Origin of the sequence: Streptomyces rubiginosohelvolus (genome assembly GCF_014649875.1) — a bacterium.
In the GTDB taxonomy this organism is placed as follows: domain Bacteria; phylum Actinomycetota; class Actinomycetes; order Streptomycetales; family Streptomycetaceae; genus Streptomyces; species Streptomyces rubiginosohelvolus.
The window spans coordinates 155,750-173,557 of sequence record NZ_BMTW01000003.1 but is presented as its reverse complement, the minus strand read 5'-3'; the positions used below and the strand labels follow the sequence as shown (position 1 = coordinate 173,557).

Below are 17,808 nucleotides of genomic sequence, written 5' to 3'. Positions count from 1 at the left end.
CCGGAACGCCAATCCCCTCGCTCGCCGCACGCAGATCCCCCGGCCGCCCGGGCTCAGCCGTGCCCGCGCCCGGTCGTCTCCGCCTCCAGCGCGCGCCGGGTGTTCGGTCCGTACACGCCCATCGGATCGCCCTGGATCGCTTTGTACGACTGGTAGACCGCCACCGCGTTCTCCACCCGCTCGCTGTAGTTCTGGTCGGACGGCCCCGAGTAGAGCCACACCTCCCTGAGCCGGTTCTGCAGCACCCCGACCTCCGGGCCGCGGTCGCCCGGCCGCAGCGAGGGGCCGGCGAACTCCGCGGGCGGGGCGGCGGACGGCGAGGACGTGGGCGCGCCGCCGCCCTCCGGGGCGGGTGAGGCACTCGCCGTCGGTGACGCGGACGCGCTGGCGGTCGGCGAGGGCTCCCGGCTCCTGGTCGGCGATGCGGAAGCGGACGGGGAGGCCGACGGAGCCGCCGAGCGGGACGGCGTACGGGACGGAGCTGCCGACGCGGACGGGGACGGGGCCACCGACGCGGCCGGTTCGCCGTCCGTGTCCGGGACGCTCGTGGTCGCCTCCGGCAGCGCCTCGTCCCCGCTGTCGTCGCCGCCGAACAGTCCCCCGGCGAAGGCCGCCGTGCCGACCACCGCGGCCACGGCCGCCCCCACGGCGAGCGCCCCGAAAGGCCGCCTGCGGCGCGGCTGCACGGGGTCGGGAGCGAAGGCGGGGCTCGCGGCGGCGGTCCGCCTGCGGTTGCGGTCTCCGCTTCCGGCCGGTGCGGCGTACGCGCCGGTGGCGGTGCCCGCGCCCGGGCCTGCACCCGTAGCCGTACCCGTACCGGCGTCCGGGCCGTCGCCGCCCAGGAACAGCGGCATCGTGGTCGCCGCCGCCCCCGGAACGTCGGACCCACGCCGCTCGGCCCCGGAAGCCTCGCCCGCCCGCGTACCGGGCTGCGCGCCCTCCGGCGTACGAGAAGCCTCGCCCGCCCCGGTACGGTCCGCCCCCGCAGTCGCCTGCTCGGTCAGCGTCACGTACGGCCGGATGCGCAGCGGATCGAAGTCCTCGGCCGCGGCGATCTCCGCCGTACGGGCGGCGCGCTGCTCGTCCTCCGTGAGCGGCGCCGAACCCGCGCCCGCGCCGCACCGGCACGGAACCCGGTGCTCCGTGCCGGGCTCCCCGGCCGTCCGTCTACCGCACTCCGGGCATGCGTGTCCGGTCATCGTGGGTCCCCTCCCCTTGAACTGCCTGCGATTATGCAGCCCGCTCCGGGGAAGCCCAACGGCCCGCAGCGGGCTCCGCCCGCCTTCGGCAGGCCATAACGGGGCGAAACGTCCAGGATGGGGGTGTAGTGGATCAGCGGACGCAGCGGATCGAGGAGACGCCATGGCCCGGCAGAGGAGACGCCCATGTCCCAGCAGCTGAGCCCGCCGCCCTCGGCCGCGGCCCCCGGTGAGGGACATTCCCACCGGAGCGTCCTGGTGGCGATCGGAGCGCTGCTCCTCGGCATGCTGCTCGCGGCACTCGACCAGACCATCGTCTCCACCGCGCTGCCGACCATCGTCAGCGAGCTCGGCGGGCTCGACCATCTCTCCTGGGTGGTGACCGCCTATCTCCTGGCGGCCACCGCGGCGACCCCGCTCTGGGGCAAGCTCGGCGACCAGTACGGCCGCAAGAAGCTCTTCCAGACCGCGATCGTGATCTTCCTGATCGGCTCCGCGCTCTGCGGAGTCGCCCAGAACATGCCCCAGCTGATCGGGTTCCGGGCTCTCCAGGGACTCGGCGGCGGTGGGCTCATGGTGCTGTCGATGGCGATCGTCGGCGACCTCGTCACCCCGCGCGAACGCGGCAAGTACCAAGGGCTCTTCGGTGCCGTCTTCGGGGTGACGAGCGTCCTCGGGCCGCTCCTCGGCGGTTTCTTCACCGAACACCTCAGCTGGCGCTGGGTCTTCTACATCAACCTGCCGATCGGCGTCGTCGCGCTGGGCGTCATCGCGGCCGTCCTGCACATCCCGGTCCGCCGCGAGAAGCACACCATCGACTACCTCGGCACCTTCCTCATCGCGGCCGTCGCGACCAGCCTGGTGCTCATCGCCTCCCTCGGCGGGACGACCTGGGCCTGGAGCTCCCCGCAGATCATCGCGCTCGCGGTGCTCGCCGTCGTCCTGCTCGTGGCCTTCATCGCCGCCGAACGGCGTGCCGTCGAGCCCGTGCTGCCGCTGAAGCTGTTCCGGATCCGCACCTTCACCCTCGTCGCCGTGATCAGCTTCGTCATCGGCTTCGCCATGTTCGGCGCGATGACCTACCTGCCGACGTTCCTCCAGGTGGTCCACGACATCACCCCGACGATGTCCGGCGTGCACATGCTGCCGATGGTGTTCGGCCTGCTGATCACCTCGACCGCCTCGGGCCAGATCGTCAGCCGGACCGGCCGCTGGAAGGTCTTCCCGGTCCTCGGCACGGCCCTCACCACCGCCGGTCTCCTGCTGCTCCACCGCCTCGACGAGTCCAGCTCCACCTGGCTGATGAGCGTCTACTTCTTCGTCTTCGGCGCCGGTCTCGGCCTGGTGATGCAGGTCCTCGTCCTGGTCGCCCAGAACTCCGTCTCCTACCAGGACCTCGGGGTCGCCACCTCCGGCGCGACGTTCTTCCGGTCCATCGGCGCGGCGTTCGGCGTGGCCGTCTTCGGGACCATCTTCACCAACCGGCTGACCGGCCAGTTGACGGACGCGCTCGCCGGGCAGCCGCTGCCCCCGGGCATCGACGCGGGGAGCCTGTCCGCCGACCCCCGGGCCATCGGGCAGCTCCCCGCCGACCTGCGGCCCTCGGTCCTCAGCGCGTACTCCACCTCCATCACGGACGTCTTCCTGTACGCCGCCCCGGTCGTCCTCCTCGCCTTCGTCCTCGCCTGGTTCCTCCGCGAGGACAAGCTCCGGGGCTCGGTGACCGCCCCCGACACGAGCCAGACGCTCGCCTCCAACCCCGTCGAGCGCTCCTCGTACGACGAGTGCGCCCGTGCCCTGTCCGTGCTCGCCACCCGGGAGGGCCGCCGCGAGATCTACGAGAAGATCACCGCGCGGGCCGGGTACGACCTGCTGCCCGCGGCCAGCTGGCTGCTCCTGCGGATCAAGCGGCACGGCATGGTCGAACCCGCCCGGCTCGCCGAGACGGCTCCCGTACCGCTGCACGTGATCACCGACGCGGCCCGGCAGGTCGAGGAACGGGGACTGGCCCGCCGGGAGGGCCTGCAGATGATCCTCACCGACTCCGGGGCCGAGGCCGTCGTGCGGCTCTCGCAAGCCCGCGAGGACTCGCTCGCCAAACTCCTCGGCGACTGGTGGGGCCCCGAGCGCCCCACCGACCTGGTCACACTCGTCCATGAACTGACCGCCGAGGTCAGCGGCTCGACCAGGGAACGGCCCCACTCCCCGACGCCACCCCGCGACCACGAGGCCCACCTGCGCCGCGACGAGCGCGAGGCCCACAGCCGGGCCCTCGACGACCAGGGCGACCACGGTCACCCGCACCCGCCCTCCTGAGCCCGGACGGTTCACGCGCGCCGGGGCCGGGTCACAGCTCCTTGGCGAACCAGTGCTCCGCGTACGGGTTGCGGCGGTGGAACGCCGGCACCTCCCGGTACCCGTGCTTCGTGTACAGCCCGCGCGCCTCGACCAGGTCGTTGCGGGTGTCCAGCCGCAGCAGCCGTACGCCGTACGCCCTCGCCGCCTCCTCCACCGCGGCCAGCAGCAGCCCGCCGCCGCCCGTCCCCCGGAACGCCGGGCGTACGTACACCCGCGTCAGCTCCGCCGTGCCCGCCCCGGCCTCCTCCGTGAGCACCAGACCGGCACAGCTCGCCGCCTTGCTCCCGTACCGCCCGACGACGAACTGACCGGTCGGCGGTACGAGCAGGTCGGCCCCGTCGTCGGCCAGCCCGTCGGCGATCTCGGCGGCGGTCGCGGGCCGGTTCCAGTAGCGGCTCGCGACCTCGTCGTAGTAGTCACGGCGCAGTGCGCTCGCGTCGGGGGAGTCGAAACGTTCGGCGGCCACGGTCCAGGTCATGTCAGGCATTCTTGCTGCCGTACGGCCTGACGACGACGCCATTACCTGCAGGGGGCAGCAGTGACCGACGTGTCCGCGACCGACGCCGCGACCACGACACCCGGGCGATCCAGCATCTCGCCGAACGCTGGATACAGGACGGCATGGCCGCCGAGGGAACAGCGGGCCGGGGGCGGGAGCGGTGGTGGCGCCGGGGCCGTACCGTGCCGACCGTCGGCTTCGTCTGTTCGCCCGCCGGGCTGTGGCTCGCCCTGGCCGCCGTCGCCGCGGGCGCCCGCGGCGCGACCGCCGCCGAGCTGCGGGCCCTCCTCGGCACCGCGGACCGGGAAGCCGCCCCGGCCGTCACGAAGGTGGCCCGGGAGCTGGCGGCGACCGGGGCGCTGGGCGTGGCCACCCGGGTCTGGAGCCGGGTGCCCGTGCTGCGCGCGTACCGGGAGGCGCTGCCGGACGTCCGCTTCGACCCGATGGACCCGGCGGCCGTCGACGCCTGGGCGCGCGAGGCCACCGGCGGGCTGATCGAGCGGCTGCCGCTGGAGATCACCGACGACACCCTGCTCGCCCTGGTCAACGTCCTGGCGCTGAAGGCCCGCTGGGAGAAGCCGTTCGAGGGCCGGCGCACCCGGGTTCTGCCGTTCACCGACGCGGCCGGGACGGTCCGCCCGGTGCCGACCATGTCCAAGGACGTGCCGATGGCCGACGCCTGGACGGCCGGCGGGGCGTACGCCGTCGAGCTGCGCTGCGCCCAAGAGCCGGGCGGCGTTCCCGGGGCCCGGGTCCGCCTCGTCCTGGGCGAGCCGGGGGCGGGCCCGGAACGCGTCCTCCCCGTGGGCTGGGCACCCCGGACCGCGGGCACCGCGCTGGACACCGACCGGGTGACCGTCGGGCTGCCGCGGCTCGCCCTGCGGACCCGGGTGTCCGTCACCGAGCAGCTGCCCGCCCTCGGCGTACGGCTGGCCACCTCGGACGACGCCGACTTCTCCGGCCTCTCGCCCGAACGCCTTCGCGTCTCCGACGTGATCCAGGAGGCCGTGCTGAAGATCGCCGAGGAGGGCGTGGAGGCCGCGGCCGTGACGGTGGTCGCGGCCCCGGCGGGTGCCGCGCCCCGGCCGCAGCGGGTCCACCACATCGCCTTCGACCGGCCTTTCGGCATCGTCGTGCTGGCCGGAGCCGGCGACGTACCCCTGTTCACCGCCTGGCAGGCGGACACCCCCGCCGGCCCGGACGCCTGAGGCCCTCCCCGCGCCGACCCGAGGCCTTCCGGCGCCCCCCGTCATCCCCACGGACGAGTTCTTCCGGACCAAAGCAGGATGACAGCCAGGCAAAGAGGGGGTTGATTGGGTCTACCTCGTTGGGCAATGCGAGGCTTCATCCTGCATGGCCCCCACTTCCAAGGGCGATGCACGGAACGGGTGGGAGGGTCGGCGCAGCGTGGTGAATGCGGATCACAGTGTGCGCGGTGACGCGGCGGCGGACACGGGAGCGGGGGCGGGGCTGACCAGGGCCCTGCTCTGGCTGGTCGTGGCCGTGCTCGCGGTACGGCAGGTGGCGGTGGTGCTCCGGCAGCCACCGGGGGAACGGCTCCTCGATCTGGAGACCTGGATCGGGGAGAACGGCGTCCTGCACATGACGGGCTCGCTGTACGACGGCGGCCGGTTCACCGGGACGCCCTTCGCCGGGCTCGTCCTGAAACCGCTCACCGCCACGGCCCAGCAGACCCTGGGCGTGGCCTGGACGTTCGGGTCCCTGCTGCTCGTCGTCGCCCTCGGCCTCGTCGCGGCCAAGGCCCTGCCCGGGCCGGTGGGCCGCCGGACGGCCCTGCTCGCGGCCCCCGTCGCGATCAGCCTGTTCATGCTGTCGCTGCCGGTCCGCAACGCCCTGCACCTGGGCCAGACGAGCATCCTGCCCGTCCTGCTGGTGCTCCTGGCCTGGTTCGTCGTCCGGGACCACCGGGCGGCGGGCGTCCTCGTCGGCATCGCCGCCGCCTTCCAGCCGGTGCTGCTGCTCTTCGCCGCCCTGCTCTGGCTGACCGGCCGACGGCAGGCGTCGGTGTGCGCGGGCGCGACCTTCGCCCTCGCCACGGCCGTCGCGTGGGCCGCGGCGCCGAAGGACTCGTGGACGTACTGGGTGCACCATCTCGCGGGCGCCGGACTGGGGGAGCGGCCGGACAGCCTCGCCAACCAGTCCCTGCACGGGGCGCTGCTCCGGCTCGGCCTCGAAGGCCCCCTGGAGATCGCCCTGTTCCTGGTGCTCTCCGCCGTCGTCGTCGTCGTCGGGCTGCGGCGCGCGGTGCGGTACGCCGAGGACGGTCAGCTGCTCCTCGCGGTGGCCGTGACCGGCTGCGCCGTCGTCGCCGTCTCGCCGACCGCCTGGCAGCACCAGCTGCTCTGGGTGCTCCTCGCGGTCGTCGGCAAGGTCGGCAAGCGGGCCTCCGACCGGCTGGTCTGGCCGTCCGTGGTGGTGCTCGCCGCCACCCTGCCGGGAACGATGCTGCTGCCGAACATCGAGGCGCTCTTCCCCGTACGCGACAACATCCTGCTCCTCACGGCGCTCGGCGCGGCCTGCCTCGCCCCGTTCCTGCCCCGCACCTCGCCGTACTGGCAGCACCCGGTCCCCACCGACTACGCGAAACCGGTCGCGGCGCGCTGGAGACGCGTGCCGCTCCTGCCGTTCTGGCGCCGGGTCTTCACCCGCCCCAACCTGCTGCTGGAACTCCTGCTCATCCGGGTCGTCTACGACGCCTACGCCCAGGTCCGCCTGGCCGCCCGGGCGGGCCGCCCGCTCGCCGAGGAGCACGGCCGGCAGATCCACGCCATCGAGCAGTGGCTGCACATCGACATCGAGCACTGGGTCAACCACGCCGTCGTCAAGATCGATTGGCTGCGCGAGTTCTTCGACTACTACTACTCCACGTTCCACTTCATCGTCCCGCTGACGATCCTCGGCGTGCTGTACGTGCGCCGCCCCGCCGACTACCGCTGGGTCCGCTCCTCCATCGGCTTCGCCACGCTCCTCGCGCTCGTCGGCTTCTGGCTCTACCCCCTGGCCCCGCCCCGGCTCATGCCCGGCCTCGGCTTCATCGACACCGTCCACGGGGTGCAGGACTTCGCGAAGCCCGACTACGGGACGCTGACCACCGTCACCAACCAGTACGCGGCGATGCCGTCGCTGCACTTCGGCTGGTCGCTGTGGTGCGGTGTGGTGATCGTGATGCTGGCCCCGAAGCTGTGGATGAAGGCGCTCGGCCTGCTGCACCCGCTCTTCACCATCGCCGCGATCGTGGCCACCGCCAACCACTGGGTGCTCGACGCGGTCGGCGGCGCGCTCGTCGTGGGGCTGGGCTTCGGGCTGACGTATGTGCTGTCGGGTCCGCGGAAGCTGGTCGACGAGGAGCGGGGAGCGGCGGCGGAACCCGTCGAGCCGCCGCCCGCGGAACCGGCGGCCGAGCAGGCGGAGCCCGTGCCGGCCGGGAAGCAGGAGGCGGCACACAGCGGGTGAGCAGGCCGAAGGGGTGCCGGGACGACGTTCACCGTCCCGGCACCCCTTCGGCGTGGATCGCCGCGTCCTCACATGGTCCGCCCGTCGCGCCCGCCCCGCCACTCGGGACCGGTGTCAGGACTCCGCCGCCGTGGTCACCTGGAGCTGCTTGATCCCGTTGAGCCAGGCCGACCGCAGCCGTCGCGGATCCTCCAGCAGCCGCAGGTCCGGCAGCACATCGGCGACGGCGTTGAAGATCAGGTCGATCTCCATCACGGCCAGCGACTTGCCCAGGCAGAAGTGCGGGCCACCGCCCCCGAACCCGAGGTGCGGATTGGGGTCGCGGGTGATGTCGAAGGTCTCCGGGGCGTCGAACACCTCCGGGTCGTTGTTGGCCGAGGAGTAGAAGAGACCCACCCGCTCGCCCTTCCTGATCCGCTGACCGCCCAGCTCCACATCCTGGGTGGCGGTCCGCTGGAAGGAGACGACCGGCGTCGCCCAGCGCACGATCTCCTCGGCGGTGGTCTTCGGCCGCTCCCGTTTGTACAGCTCCCACTGCTCGGGATGGGTGAGGAAGGCGTGCATGCCGTGGCTGATCGCGTTACGGGTCGTCTCGTTCCCGGCCACCGCGAGCAGGATCACGAAGAACCCGAACTCGTCGGAGGACAGGTTCCCTTCGCCCTCCGCCGCGACCAGCTGCGTGACGATGTCCTGGGCCGGGCACTCCTTGCGGGCCGCCGCCAGGTTCATCGAGTACGCCACGATCTCCATCGCCGCCTCGGCGCCGACCTCCTCGGTGATCGCGTACTCCGGATCGTCGTACGCGGCCATCTTGTTGGACCAGTCGAAGATCTTGGACCGGTCGTCCTGCGGTACGCCGATGAGCTCGGCGATGGCCTGGAGCGGCAGCTCCACCGCGATGTTCGTCACGAAGTCGAAGGAGCCGTCCGCGTCCGCCGACGCGAGGGCCGTCTCGACGATGGAGCGGGCCCGGGAGCGCAGGGCCGCCTCCAGCGAGCGCACCGCGCGCGGGGTGAAGCCGCGCTGGACGATCTGGCGGACCCGGGTGTGTTCCGGCGGGTCCATGTTCAGCATGATCAGTTTCTGGACGTCGATCTGGTCGCGGCTGATCGTCTCGTTGAAGCGGATGACGGCGGTGTTGGTGTTCGAGGAGAACAACTCCGGGTGCGTGGAGACGTACTTGACGTCCGCGTGGCGGGTGACGACCCAGTAGCCCTCGTCGCCGAACCCGGAGATGTTGGGCGGCTGGGTGCACCACCAGACCGGTGCGGTCTCCCGCATCAGGGCGAACTCCGGGTGCGGCACACGGTCTTGGAGGAGATCGGGATCGGTGAAGTCGAACCCGTCGGGCAGATGGGGGCAGCGCATGGGCACCTCTCCACTCCGGATCTGATCGCGAACCGTCCGAGTCCGACGGGCGCGCCATCCTGCTTCTGACGGCCCATCAGGAGTTGCCCGCAAGGTAGTAACGAGTTCTACAAGTGGCAAGAGCCGTGGCCGGATCCATCGCCCCGGGCGGGTGTGCGGAGGCGCGGAAGGGGTCTTCCGTTGCGGAGTCGCGCGTGTGCGGTGCGTGCACGCCCCTTGCGCAGCCGGGTCGCCGTCACGAGACTGCTGGGCAGAACTAGAACGCGTACTAGTTCCTTCCGCGGGCGCCGGGACGCCCCCTGCGGAAGCGCGAGGAGAGGACGAGCTCATGGCCGCGGAACCCGTCATCGTCGAAGCCGTACGCACCCCCATCGGCAAGCGTGGAGGCGCACTCGCCAATCTGCACCCCGCCTACCTGCTGGGCGAGACCTACCGTGAACTTCTCGGCCGCACCGGCATTCAGGCCGACTGCGTCGAACAGATCGTCGGCGGCACCGTCACCCACGCCGGCGAGCAGTCGATGAACCCGGCCCGCACCGCCTGGCTGACCGTCGGCCTGCCCTACGAGACCGCCGCCACCACCGTGGACTGCCAGTGCGGCTCCTCGCAGCAGGCCTCCCACATGGTCGCCAACATGGTCGCCGCCGGGGTCATCGACGTCGGCATCAGCTGCGGCGTCGAGGCGATGTCCCGGGTGCCGCTGGGCAGCGGCTCCAAGCACGGACCGGGAAAGCCCTGGCCCGACGAGTGGAACGTCGACCTGCCCAACCAGTTCGAGGCCGCCGAGCGCATCGCCCGCAAGCGCGGTCTGACCCGGGAGCGGGTGGACGCCCTCGGCCTGCTCTCCCAGCAGCGGGCGGCCGCCGCCTGGGCCGAGGAGCGCTTCAAGCGCGAGACGTACGCCGTCCAGGTCCCGACCACCGAGGAGGAGCAGGCGGCCGGGCAGGGCATGTGGCGGCTCGTCGACCGGGACGAGGGGCTGCGCGACACCTCGATGGAGGCGCTCGCCGGACTGAAGGCCGTGATGCCGAGCGCGATCCACACGGCGGGCAACTCCTCGCAGATATCCGACGGGGCCGCGGCCATCCTGTGGTCCTCCAAACGCATGGCGCGGGCCCTCAAGCTCAAGCCCCGGGCCCGGATCGTCGCCCAGGCCCTCGTCGGCTCCGACCCGCACTTCCACCTCGACGGTCCGATCGACGCGACCCGGGCGGTGCTCGGCAAGGCCGGCATGTCGCTGCGGGACATCGACCTCGTCGAGATCAACGAGGCGTTCGCGTCGGTGGTCCTGAGCTGGGCGCAGGAGTTCGAGGCGGATCTCGACGGCCTGGAGAAGGTCAACGTCAACGGCGGCGCGATCGCGCTGGGCCACCCGGTCGGCGCGACTGGCGCCCGGCTGATCACCACGGCCCTGCACGAACTGGAACGCCGCGACAAGGAGTTCGCGCTGATCACGATGTGCGCGGGAGGAGCCCTGGCGACGGGAACGATCATCCAGCGGCTGTGACCCCGCAGGGAGCGCCCAGCGGTCCATACGGCGGGGCGTCCAGCGGTCCTGTCGGCCTCAGCGGCCCATCATGATGAGCCCGGGGCCGTCCCCTCGGGCTGCCTCTCCGGCTCCCCGAACGCCGCCCGCGCGTCGAACGCGGCGCGGCGGGTGGCCCGGCGCAGCGCCTTCAGCAGCGTCGGGCCGAGCGTCAGGGTCAGGACCACCGTCAGTACCGCCCGCCCCAGGTCCCAGCCCAGCGAGGTCGTCAGGCAGTAGGCGACGAACCGCACCAGGTTCTGGTGCAGCGGGTCGTCCTCGTCGAACGAGATCCCCGAACCGAGACCGGTGATGAGCGGCCAGCCCTGCAGATTCATGACCACGCCGTACGCGAACGCCGCGACGCACCCGTACACCGCGAGCATCGCCAGCTCGGCCCGCCCGCGCAGCCGGTCGGGCCCCGGCAGCAGGCCCGCGCCCATGGTGAACCAGCCCATCGACAGCATCTGGAACGGCATCCACGGCCCGACCCCGCCCGTCAGCAGCGCCGAGGCGAACATGGTCACCGAGCCGAGCACGAAGCCGAACCCGGGTCCGAGCACCCGGCCGCTCAGCACCATCAGGAAGAACATCGGCTCCAGGCCCGCCGTGCCCGCCCCGAGCGGGCGCAACGCCGCCCCGACCGCCGCCAGCACGCCGAGCATCGCGACGGCCTTCGCGTCCATCCCGGACTCGGAGATCGTCGCCACCACCACCGCGACGAGCAGCGGCAGCAGCGCCGCGAACAGCCAGGGCGCGTCCTGCGCGTGCGCGAGCCCGGACCCGGTGTCCACCAGCAGCGGCCACCCGAAGGCGACCACACCGATGGCCCCGGTCAGCAGCAGCACGGCCACGGACTTCGGCCCGAGGCGCACGGGCCGGGGAGCCCGTTCGGTGACGTCCGTCATCGCCTTCACGCTCCCGCCTCCAGCGCCCCGCGCACCTGGGACACGGTCAGCCACTCCTGCGGGGCGAGGATCTTCGCCGTCTGCGGGGCGAAGGCGGGGGAAGAGACGACCACCTGACCGGTCGGGCCGTCCGCGACGACCTCCCCGTCGGCGAGGATCACCACCCGGTGCGCCAGTTCCGCCGCCAGCTCCACATCGTGTGTCGCCAGGACGATCGCGTGCCCCTCGGCCGCGAGTCCGCGCAGTACGCCGACGAGCCGGGCCTTCGCCGCGTAGTCCAGGCCCCGCGTCGGCTCGTCCAGCAGCAAAAGCGGCGGGCGGCCCGTCAGCACCAGCGCCAGGGCGAGCGCGAGGCGCTGCCCCTCGGACAGGTCCCGGGGATGGGTGTCGTCCCCGACCCCCGGCAGCAGCTCCGACACCAGCGCCCGGCAGGTGCCCTCCGTCGCGCCGGCGTCCCGGTCGGCGGCGGCGCACTCGGCGGCCACCGTGTCCGCGTACAGCAGATCGCGCGGCTCCTGCGGTACGAGGCCGACGCGGCGCACCATCGCGCGCGGGTCCGTCCGGGCCGGGGCCAGGCCGCCGACGCGCACGGAGCCCGCGGTGGGCTCGATCATCCCGACGAGCGCGCCGAGCAGCGTGGACTTGCCGGCCCCGTTGCGCCCCATCAGGGCCACCGTCTCGCCCGGAGCCACGGTGAGCGTCACCCGGCGCAGCGCCTCGACCCGGCCGCGCCGCACGCCGAGCCCGTCGACGCGGGTGACCGGATCGGCGGCGGCCGGGGCGACCGGCTCGGCGGACCCCCGGCCCAGCAGCCGGGCGAGGCGGCCGGGGCGGGAGCGTTCCGCGGCGACCACCGGCACCGGCACCGGCGCCGGCCCCGATGCCGGGGCAACGCCCGCCCGCACGGGCACCGCGGCCCCCGCCAGCCGCTCCCGCAGCCCGCCCGCCGCGCGCCGGGCGTCCCGTACCGACAGGGGCAGCGGGTCCCAGCCCGCCAGCAGGCCCAGCTCGGCCACCGGCGGCCGGACCGGCGACACCTTCATGATCCCGTCGGGCGGCCCCATCACCGGGGGCGCGCCCGGGGCGGGCAGCAGGACGACCTGGTCCGCGTACTGCACCACCCGCTCCAGCCGGTGTTCGGCCATCAGCACGGTCGTGCCCAGGTCGTGCACCAGCCGCTGGAGCACCGCGAGGACCTCCTCGGCCGCCGCCGGGTCCAGAGCGGAGGTCGGCTCGTCCAGCACCAGCACCTTCGGGTGCGGCGTGAGCACCGAACCGATCGCCACCCGCTGCTGCTGGCCGCCCGACAGGGTCGCGATCGGCCGGTCGCGCAGCTCGGCCAGGCCCAGCAGATCGAGGGTCTCCTCGACCCGGCGGCGCATCACGTCCGGGGCGAGACCCAGCGACTCCATGCCGTACGCGAGCTCGTCCTCGACGGTGTCCGTGACGAAGTGGGCCAGGGGATCCTGGCCCACGGTCCCGACCAGATCGGCCAGTTCACGCGGCTTGTGCGTACGGGTGTCGCGGCCGTCCACCGTGACCCGGCCCGACAGCAGCCCGCCCGTGAAGTGCGGGACGAGCCCCGAGACCGTACCCAGCAAAGTCGACTTGCCGACACCTGAGGGCCCGACGAGCAGCACGAGTTCGCCCTCGGGGACCGTGAGGTCGACCCCGGACAGCGTGGGGCGCTCCGTGCCCTCGTACCGCACGGAGACCCGCTCGAACCTGATCACGCCTGCTCCTTGCCGCGTCGCACTGGTCTGTCGGCCGCCCGCTCCGACGGCGGTACGGGGGCGACCAGCGCGGGCAGCAGCCCGATCAGCGCCGCCGCCGCGGGCCACAGCGGCAGCACCGGCGCGGTCAGCGGTACGACACCGGGGCGCAGCGCCTCCGGGTCCACCGCCCCCGCCCAGATCATCGCCGCCGCGACCGCCGCACCCGAGCACGCCACCAGCCAGGCCCGCACACCCCACCGGTCCGGGCGATAGCGGGTACGCACCGAGCGCCGCCCGCCGAGCCGCAGCCCGGCCATCGCGACGACCAGACCGGCCAGCAGCAACGGCAGCCCGTACACCGCTCCCTGCGCGGCCAGCAGCCCGTACGTACCGGCGCACACCCCGAGCAGCCCGCCCACGGTGAGGACGTTAGTGGTGTGCCGGACGGCCGCCGGGACCTGGGCGGTACGCCCGTACCCCCGCGCGTCCATCGACGCGGCCACGGCCACCGACCGCTCCAGCGCGCCCTCCAGCACCGGCAGCCCGATCTGCGCCACCGCCCGCACCCCGCCGGTCGGCCGCCCCCGCAGCCGGCGCGCGGTGCGCAGCCGGACCACGTCGGCCACCATGTTCGGCGCGAACGTCATCGCGACCACGACGGCGACCCCGGCCTCGTACAGCGCACCGGGCAGTGACTTCAGCAGCCGCGCCGGATTGGCCAGCGAGTTCGCCGCGCCGATGCAGATCAGCAGGGTGGCCAGCTTCATCCCGTCGTAGAGGGAGAAGACGAGCTGTTCGGCGGTGACCCGGCCGCCGATCCGCACGCCCCGCGCCCAGTCGGGCAGCGGCAGCTCGGGGAGCGTGAACACGGTGTGCGTGCCGGGGATCTGCGAGCCGAGGAAGACGGAGAAGACCAGGCGCAGCGCCACGACGAAGAGCCCGAGCTTGATGAACGCCCCGTACGAACGGGCCCACGGCGCGTCCGTACGCCGGGCCGCCACCACATACCCCGCCACGCCGACCAGCAGCCCGAGCAGCAGCGGGTTGGTGGTCCGGGAGGCGGCGGTGGCGAGCCCCAGCGCCCACAGCCACCACGCCCCGGCGGGCAGCGCGTTGGCGCGGTCCGCCTCGGGGGCGTGCAGGGCCCGGCGCAGCAGCCGGGCCGGGGCGGGGGCGGCGGTCACCGGCGGCGGCGGGCCTGGACGACGGCGGCGATGCCGAGCAGCAGGACGGCGCCGATGCCGACGAGGAGCCCGACGGACGGACCGCCGCCGCCGTCACTTTCCTCGCCCTTGTCCTGGTCGCCGGTGGTCTTCGTGGGCTCCGACGGCTTCGCGCTGCCGCTGTCGCCCGACACCTGCTCGCCGCAGCCGGACTTCGGATAGCCGGAGATCGCGCAGAGCATGGCGCTGTCGTCGTACCGCAGCGGCTTCGCCACCGCGGCGAGCGCCTCCGCGCTGCTGGCGTCCGGCGCGACCTGGGCACAGGCCGTCCGCAGCGCCGGCGGCTTCTCCCCGTCCGGAGCGTCCGTGCTCGTCCCCGGGTCGATCACCAGCGCAACCCGCTTCTTCCCGTCCTCTGCCGGGGTGTCCGCACAGATCGCCCCGAAGTCGGGGGCCCGGCGCGGCTGGTCCGCGTCGCCCGAGTCCTCGCTCACGGCGAACCGGAAGCCCTGGACCGTACCGTCGTCCGGGCGCAGGAGGGACGGCCCCTGGGTGGCGTACTCCCAGTTCTTGCCGTTGCCCTCCCAGAAGGACCAGTAGCGGTACCCGGCGGCCTGGGCGCTTCCCGCGCCGAGGAGCACGGCGGAGGCGGCGACGAGGGCGGCCAGGAGGGCGACGAGGGGAACGCGCAGCCGGGCGGTGGCCTGCGCAGGGCTCACGGCTGCCGAACCCATCGGCGTACGGCTCACGGCTGCTTCTTCTTCCCGCGCATGCTGAGCAGGAAGCCGATGCCGGTACCGGCGAGCAGCCCGATGCCGATGAGCCACCCCAGGCTCAGTCCGCCGTCGTCGCTGTCGGTGCCGCTGGAGGGCTGCGGACCGGTGGGCGTCGGCGAGGGGAGGGCGGTGGCGGCCGGGGAGGGCCCCATCGAGTTGAGCTGCTTGACGAGGTCGACGCCGCCGAAGCTCCGCGCGTCGGCGCCGGTGGCGTGGGCGGCGAGGATCAGCTGCGCGGTGGCGGCCGGGCCGCCCTGCTTCGCCCAGCCGGTGCCGTTCTTCTGCAGCCAGGCGACCGACGCCTTCGCCTTGTCCGCGTGCCCGGAGGCGGCGAGCGCGACGACGGCGTCCGAGGTGTTGCCGTAGTCGGGCTGCGGGGCGGAGTCCTCGGCGCCCGGCATCGGGGCCTGCTCCAGATACGGCTGCTTCTTCAGCGTGTCCGCGAGGAAGGAGGCGCCGTTCTGGGCGCTCTGCTCCGGGCTGAGGTCGTCGCCCTTCGTGCAGGAGGGATCCTTGACCGCGTTGGACGTGCCGGAGGCGATGCCCTTGCCCATCAGACCGAGCACGGAGGCCGCGGTGGCGTCCATGTTGGCGGTCAGCTCGCCCTTCTTGCCCGGCTGGTAGGCGAACGCGCCGCCGTCCTTCTCGCCGCAGGCGATCGCCAGGGACTGGAGCGCGGTGTACGGGGTGCTGCCGTTGGCGGTGGTGAGCTCGTTGACCGGGACGCCGGTGCGGGCCAGCGCGCCGATGACGATGGAGGTGGAGTTCGCGTCGGACGGGCTGCCGGGGTTGTAGCCCCAGCCGCCGTCCTCGTTCTGCACGGACTTCAGCCAGTCGGCCCCGTTGTTGGCGTCCTCGCGGCGCTGGTTGATCTCGACGAGGGCCTGGACGGCGATGGCGGTGGCGTTGGTGTCCATCACGGTCGACGCGTCGCAGGGCTTGGAGGCGTCCCGGTACGAGGTGAACGCCCCGCTGTCGCACTGCTGGCCCACCAGCCAGTCGACCGCCTGCGTCGACGGCGTGACGTACTCGATCTTCTGCGCGAGGAAGGCGAGCGACTGCCGCCACACCCCGTCGTACGTGGGGTCCGTGGTGCCGTAGAGCCCGGCCGGCAGATCCGCCGAAGGAGAAGGGCTCGGTGCGGCTACCGCCACAGGGGCGACCGCCACGGGGGCGGCGACGCCCAGGAGCACGGCGGTGGTCGCGAGCGCGGCTGCGCTGCGGCGTACGGTCATGGCTGGCTGGGCCTCTCCTGCGAGGGCCGGACTCCCCGGGCGCACGAGGGCACCGGGCTCCGGCCCCGTATGCCTCGACGGTGCCGGCCACCGGGGTTCCGGTGGCCCGAGCCGGTCACGCTCCGCGGAGGGCGGTCCGGCTGCCGTCGGGCGGACGGGTCACGGCTGGGGCGCTGCGCCGGTGATCTCCGGCGTCCCCCTGTACGGGCATGATGACGACCTGCCCACTCTACCGGTCCGTAGGGGAGGGGCCGGGGCCGCGCACAGCGATGTACGTCACCGGGGTCGCCCCTGGTGGGGGGCTCGGACGGCGATGTAGGTCACCGCGGTCGTCCGCAGCCGAGTGAGGTTCACACGGCGATGTAGGTCACCGGGGGCCCGCCCGGGACGGCCTCCGCGCGGCCGAGCTTCACAAGTCGCCGCAGATGGGACTCGGCCTCCGACACGGCGATGGACCGCGAACCGTGCGGGATCTGCTCCCAGGGCCGGTTCCACTCCATCCGCTCGGCGAGCTGCCACGGGGTGAGGGGCGTGGCGAGCAGGGCGAGGAGCCCGGTCAGCCGCTCCTCGTGGTGGTCCAGCAGCTCCCGCACCCGCCCGCCCGCGTCGGTGAAGGCGTGCTGGTGCGCGGGCAGCACCTCGGCCACCCCGAGCCGGCCGATCCGCTCCAGCGAGGCGAGGTAGTCGCCCAGCGGATCGGTGACGGCGGTGTCGTCCGGGTCCTCGTACAGCCCGATGTGCGGACTGATCCCCGGCAGCAGGTGGTCGCCGGAGAACAGCCGCCCGTTCCCTTCCAGCCCGGCGGGATGCCGCTCCTCCAGATGGAGGCAGACGTGACCAGGGGTGTGCCCGGGCGTCCAGACGGCACGCAGCCGCCGCCCGGCGAGGTCGAGCAGCTCCCCGGGGACGATCTCCCTGTCCGGCAGGGCGGCACGCAGCCCGGGCAGGGTCCGCAGCCGCCCCCCGCTGCGGGCGGCACGCAGCGGGGCGAGGTGGTCGTCCGGTGCGCCGACGCCGGCGAGCTTGCGGGTGAGGTAGTCGAGCCAGGTGCCGGGCTCGGATTCCCGGGTGCGCCGGACGATCGCGGTGTCGGCCTCGTGCATCGCGATCCAGGCCCCGGACGCCTCGCGGACCTGGCCGGAGAGGCCGTGGTGGTCGGGGTGGTGGTGGGTGATGACGACGCCGTGGATGTCGGTGACGGCGGTACCGAGGGCGGAGAGCCCGGCGACCAGGGTGTCCCAGGAGGCGGGATCGTCCCAGCCGGTGTCGATGAGGACGGGCCCCCGGTCGGTGTCGACGAGATGGACCAGGGTGTGCCCGAGGGGATTGTCCGGGATGGGCACCCTGATGCTGTGGACGCCCCCGCCGTGATCGGCCACCTGCGTCCCGGTCCCGTGAGTCACCTGCGCCATGGGCTCCCCTTCTCCGCTTCGGCCTCCACTGTAACGAGAACTCGTTTCAGTGGTAGCCCCGGTCTACCAAATCATCGGAGTGCGGGGGCCATTGACGCTGCGACCCCCGTGGACTACTGAAACAAGAACTGGTATCAGTTCTGACGAACAGTCAGTTTCGTGTGTGCGGGTGTTAC

13 protein-coding genes are annotated in these 17,808 nt (G+C 73.2%); 4 read left to right on the top strand and 9 right to left on the bottom strand.

Annotated features, from left to right (window positions below; translation table 11 throughout):
• Positions 1-53: 53 nt before the first annotated feature.
• On the bottom strand, positions 54-1,199 hold the full coding sequence (locus IE134_RS10565) for a peptidoglycan-binding domain-containing protein (protein ID WP_189430297.1): 1,146 nt from the start codon (positions 1,197-1,199) through the stop codon (positions 54-56).
• A 186-nt stretch (positions 1,200-1,385) separates the two neighbouring features.
• Here IE134_RS10565 and IE134_RS10560 point away from each other — a divergent pair, with 186 nt between their 5' ends.
• Positions 1,386-3,515 (top strand): MDR family MFS transporter, encoded by a 2,130-nt coding sequence (locus IE134_RS10560; RefSeq protein WP_189430295.1) that lies wholly within the window; start codon positions 1,386-1,388, stop codon positions 3,513-3,515.
• Positions 3,516-3,546: 31 nt separating this feature from the next.
• On the opposite strand, the gene IE134_RS10555 is transcribed toward IE134_RS10560, so the two are convergent.
• Positions 3,547-4,035, bottom strand: a complete 489-nt coding sequence (locus tag IE134_RS10555; protein ID WP_030707946.1) for a GNAT family N-acetyltransferase — start codon at positions 4,033-4,035, stop codon at positions 3,547-3,549.
• A 143-nt stretch (positions 4,036-4,178) separates the two neighbouring features.
• Between IE134_RS10555 and IE134_RS10550 the strand changes: the two genes are divergently transcribed.
• Both IE134_RS10550 and IE134_RS10545 read left to right on the top strand, forming a co-directional pair.
• The gene (locus tag IE134_RS10550) at positions 4,179-5,264 is read left to right on the top strand and encodes a serpin family protein (RefSeq protein WP_229823486.1); all 1,086 of its coding nucleotides are present in this window, start codon (positions 4,179-4,181) and stop codon (positions 5,262-5,264) included.
• Between the two features lie 220 nt (positions 5,265-5,484).
• Entirely contained in the window at positions 5,485-7,530 is a 2,046-nt protein-coding gene (locus IE134_RS10545) for a bifunctional glycosyltransferase 87/phosphatase PAP2 family protein (RefSeq protein ID WP_179888018.1), read from the top strand.
• A gap of 114 nt (positions 7,531-7,644) precedes the next feature.
• Here the strand turns inward: IE134_RS10545 and IE134_RS10540 are convergent, their stop codons facing one another.
• Complete coding sequence (locus tag IE134_RS10540; RefSeq protein ID WP_030707938.1) at positions 7,645-8,898, bottom strand: cytochrome P450; 1,254 nt, start codon at positions 8,896-8,898, stop codon at positions 7,645-7,647.
• A 328-nt stretch (positions 8,899-9,226) separates the two neighbouring features.
• Between IE134_RS10540 and IE134_RS10535 the strand changes: the two genes are divergently transcribed.
• Positions 9,227-10,405 (top strand): steroid 3-ketoacyl-CoA thiolase, encoded by a 1,179-nt coding sequence (locus IE134_RS10535; RefSeq protein WP_030707937.1) that lies wholly within the window; start codon positions 9,227-9,229, stop codon positions 10,403-10,405.
• 68 nt (positions 10,406-10,473) lie between these two features.
• On the opposite strand, the gene IE134_RS10530 is transcribed toward IE134_RS10535, so the two are convergent.
• The 6 genes from IE134_RS10530 to IE134_RS10505 form a co-directional block, all read right to left on the bottom strand.
• Positions 10,474-11,331, bottom strand: coding sequence for an ECF transporter S component (locus IE134_RS10530; protein ID WP_189430293.1), 858 nt, complete (start codon positions 11,329-11,331; stop codon positions 10,474-10,476).
• A 5-nt stretch (positions 11,332-11,336) separates the two neighbouring features.
• A complete protein-coding gene (locus IE134_RS10525) occupies positions 11,337-13,064 on the bottom strand; it encodes an ABC transporter ATP-binding protein (RefSeq protein WP_126931333.1) in 1,728 nt (575 codons plus the stop codon).
• Positions 13,061-14,230, bottom strand: coding sequence for an energy-coupling factor transporter transmembrane component T (locus tag IE134_RS10520; protein WP_189430291.1), 1,170 nt, complete (start codon positions 14,228-14,230; stop codon positions 13,061-13,063). The genes IE134_RS10525 and IE134_RS10520 overlap by 4 nt, the downstream gene beginning before the upstream one ends.
• Complete coding sequence (locus IE134_RS10515) at positions 14,227-14,943, bottom strand: SCO2322 family protein (RefSeq protein ID WP_050513548.1); 717 nt, start codon at positions 14,941-14,943, stop codon at positions 14,227-14,229. The genes IE134_RS10520 and IE134_RS10515 overlap by 4 nt, the downstream gene beginning before the upstream one ends.
• An 11-nt stretch (positions 14,944-14,954) precedes the next feature.
• Entirely contained in the window at positions 14,955-16,220 is a 1,266-nt protein-coding gene (locus IE134_RS10510) for an SCO2321 family membrane protein (RefSeq protein WP_030707930.1), read from the bottom strand.
• A 350-nt stretch (positions 16,221-16,570) separates the two neighbouring features.
• Positions 16,571-17,632 carry a Strvi_7410 family MBL fold metallo-hydrolase gene (locus tag IE134_RS10505; protein WP_189430289.1) on the bottom strand — a complete coding sequence of 354 codons (1,062 nt, stop codon included), beginning with the start codon at positions 17,630-17,632 and terminating at the stop codon, positions 16,571-16,573.
• Between the last annotated feature and the right edge of the window lie 176 nt (positions 17,633-17,808).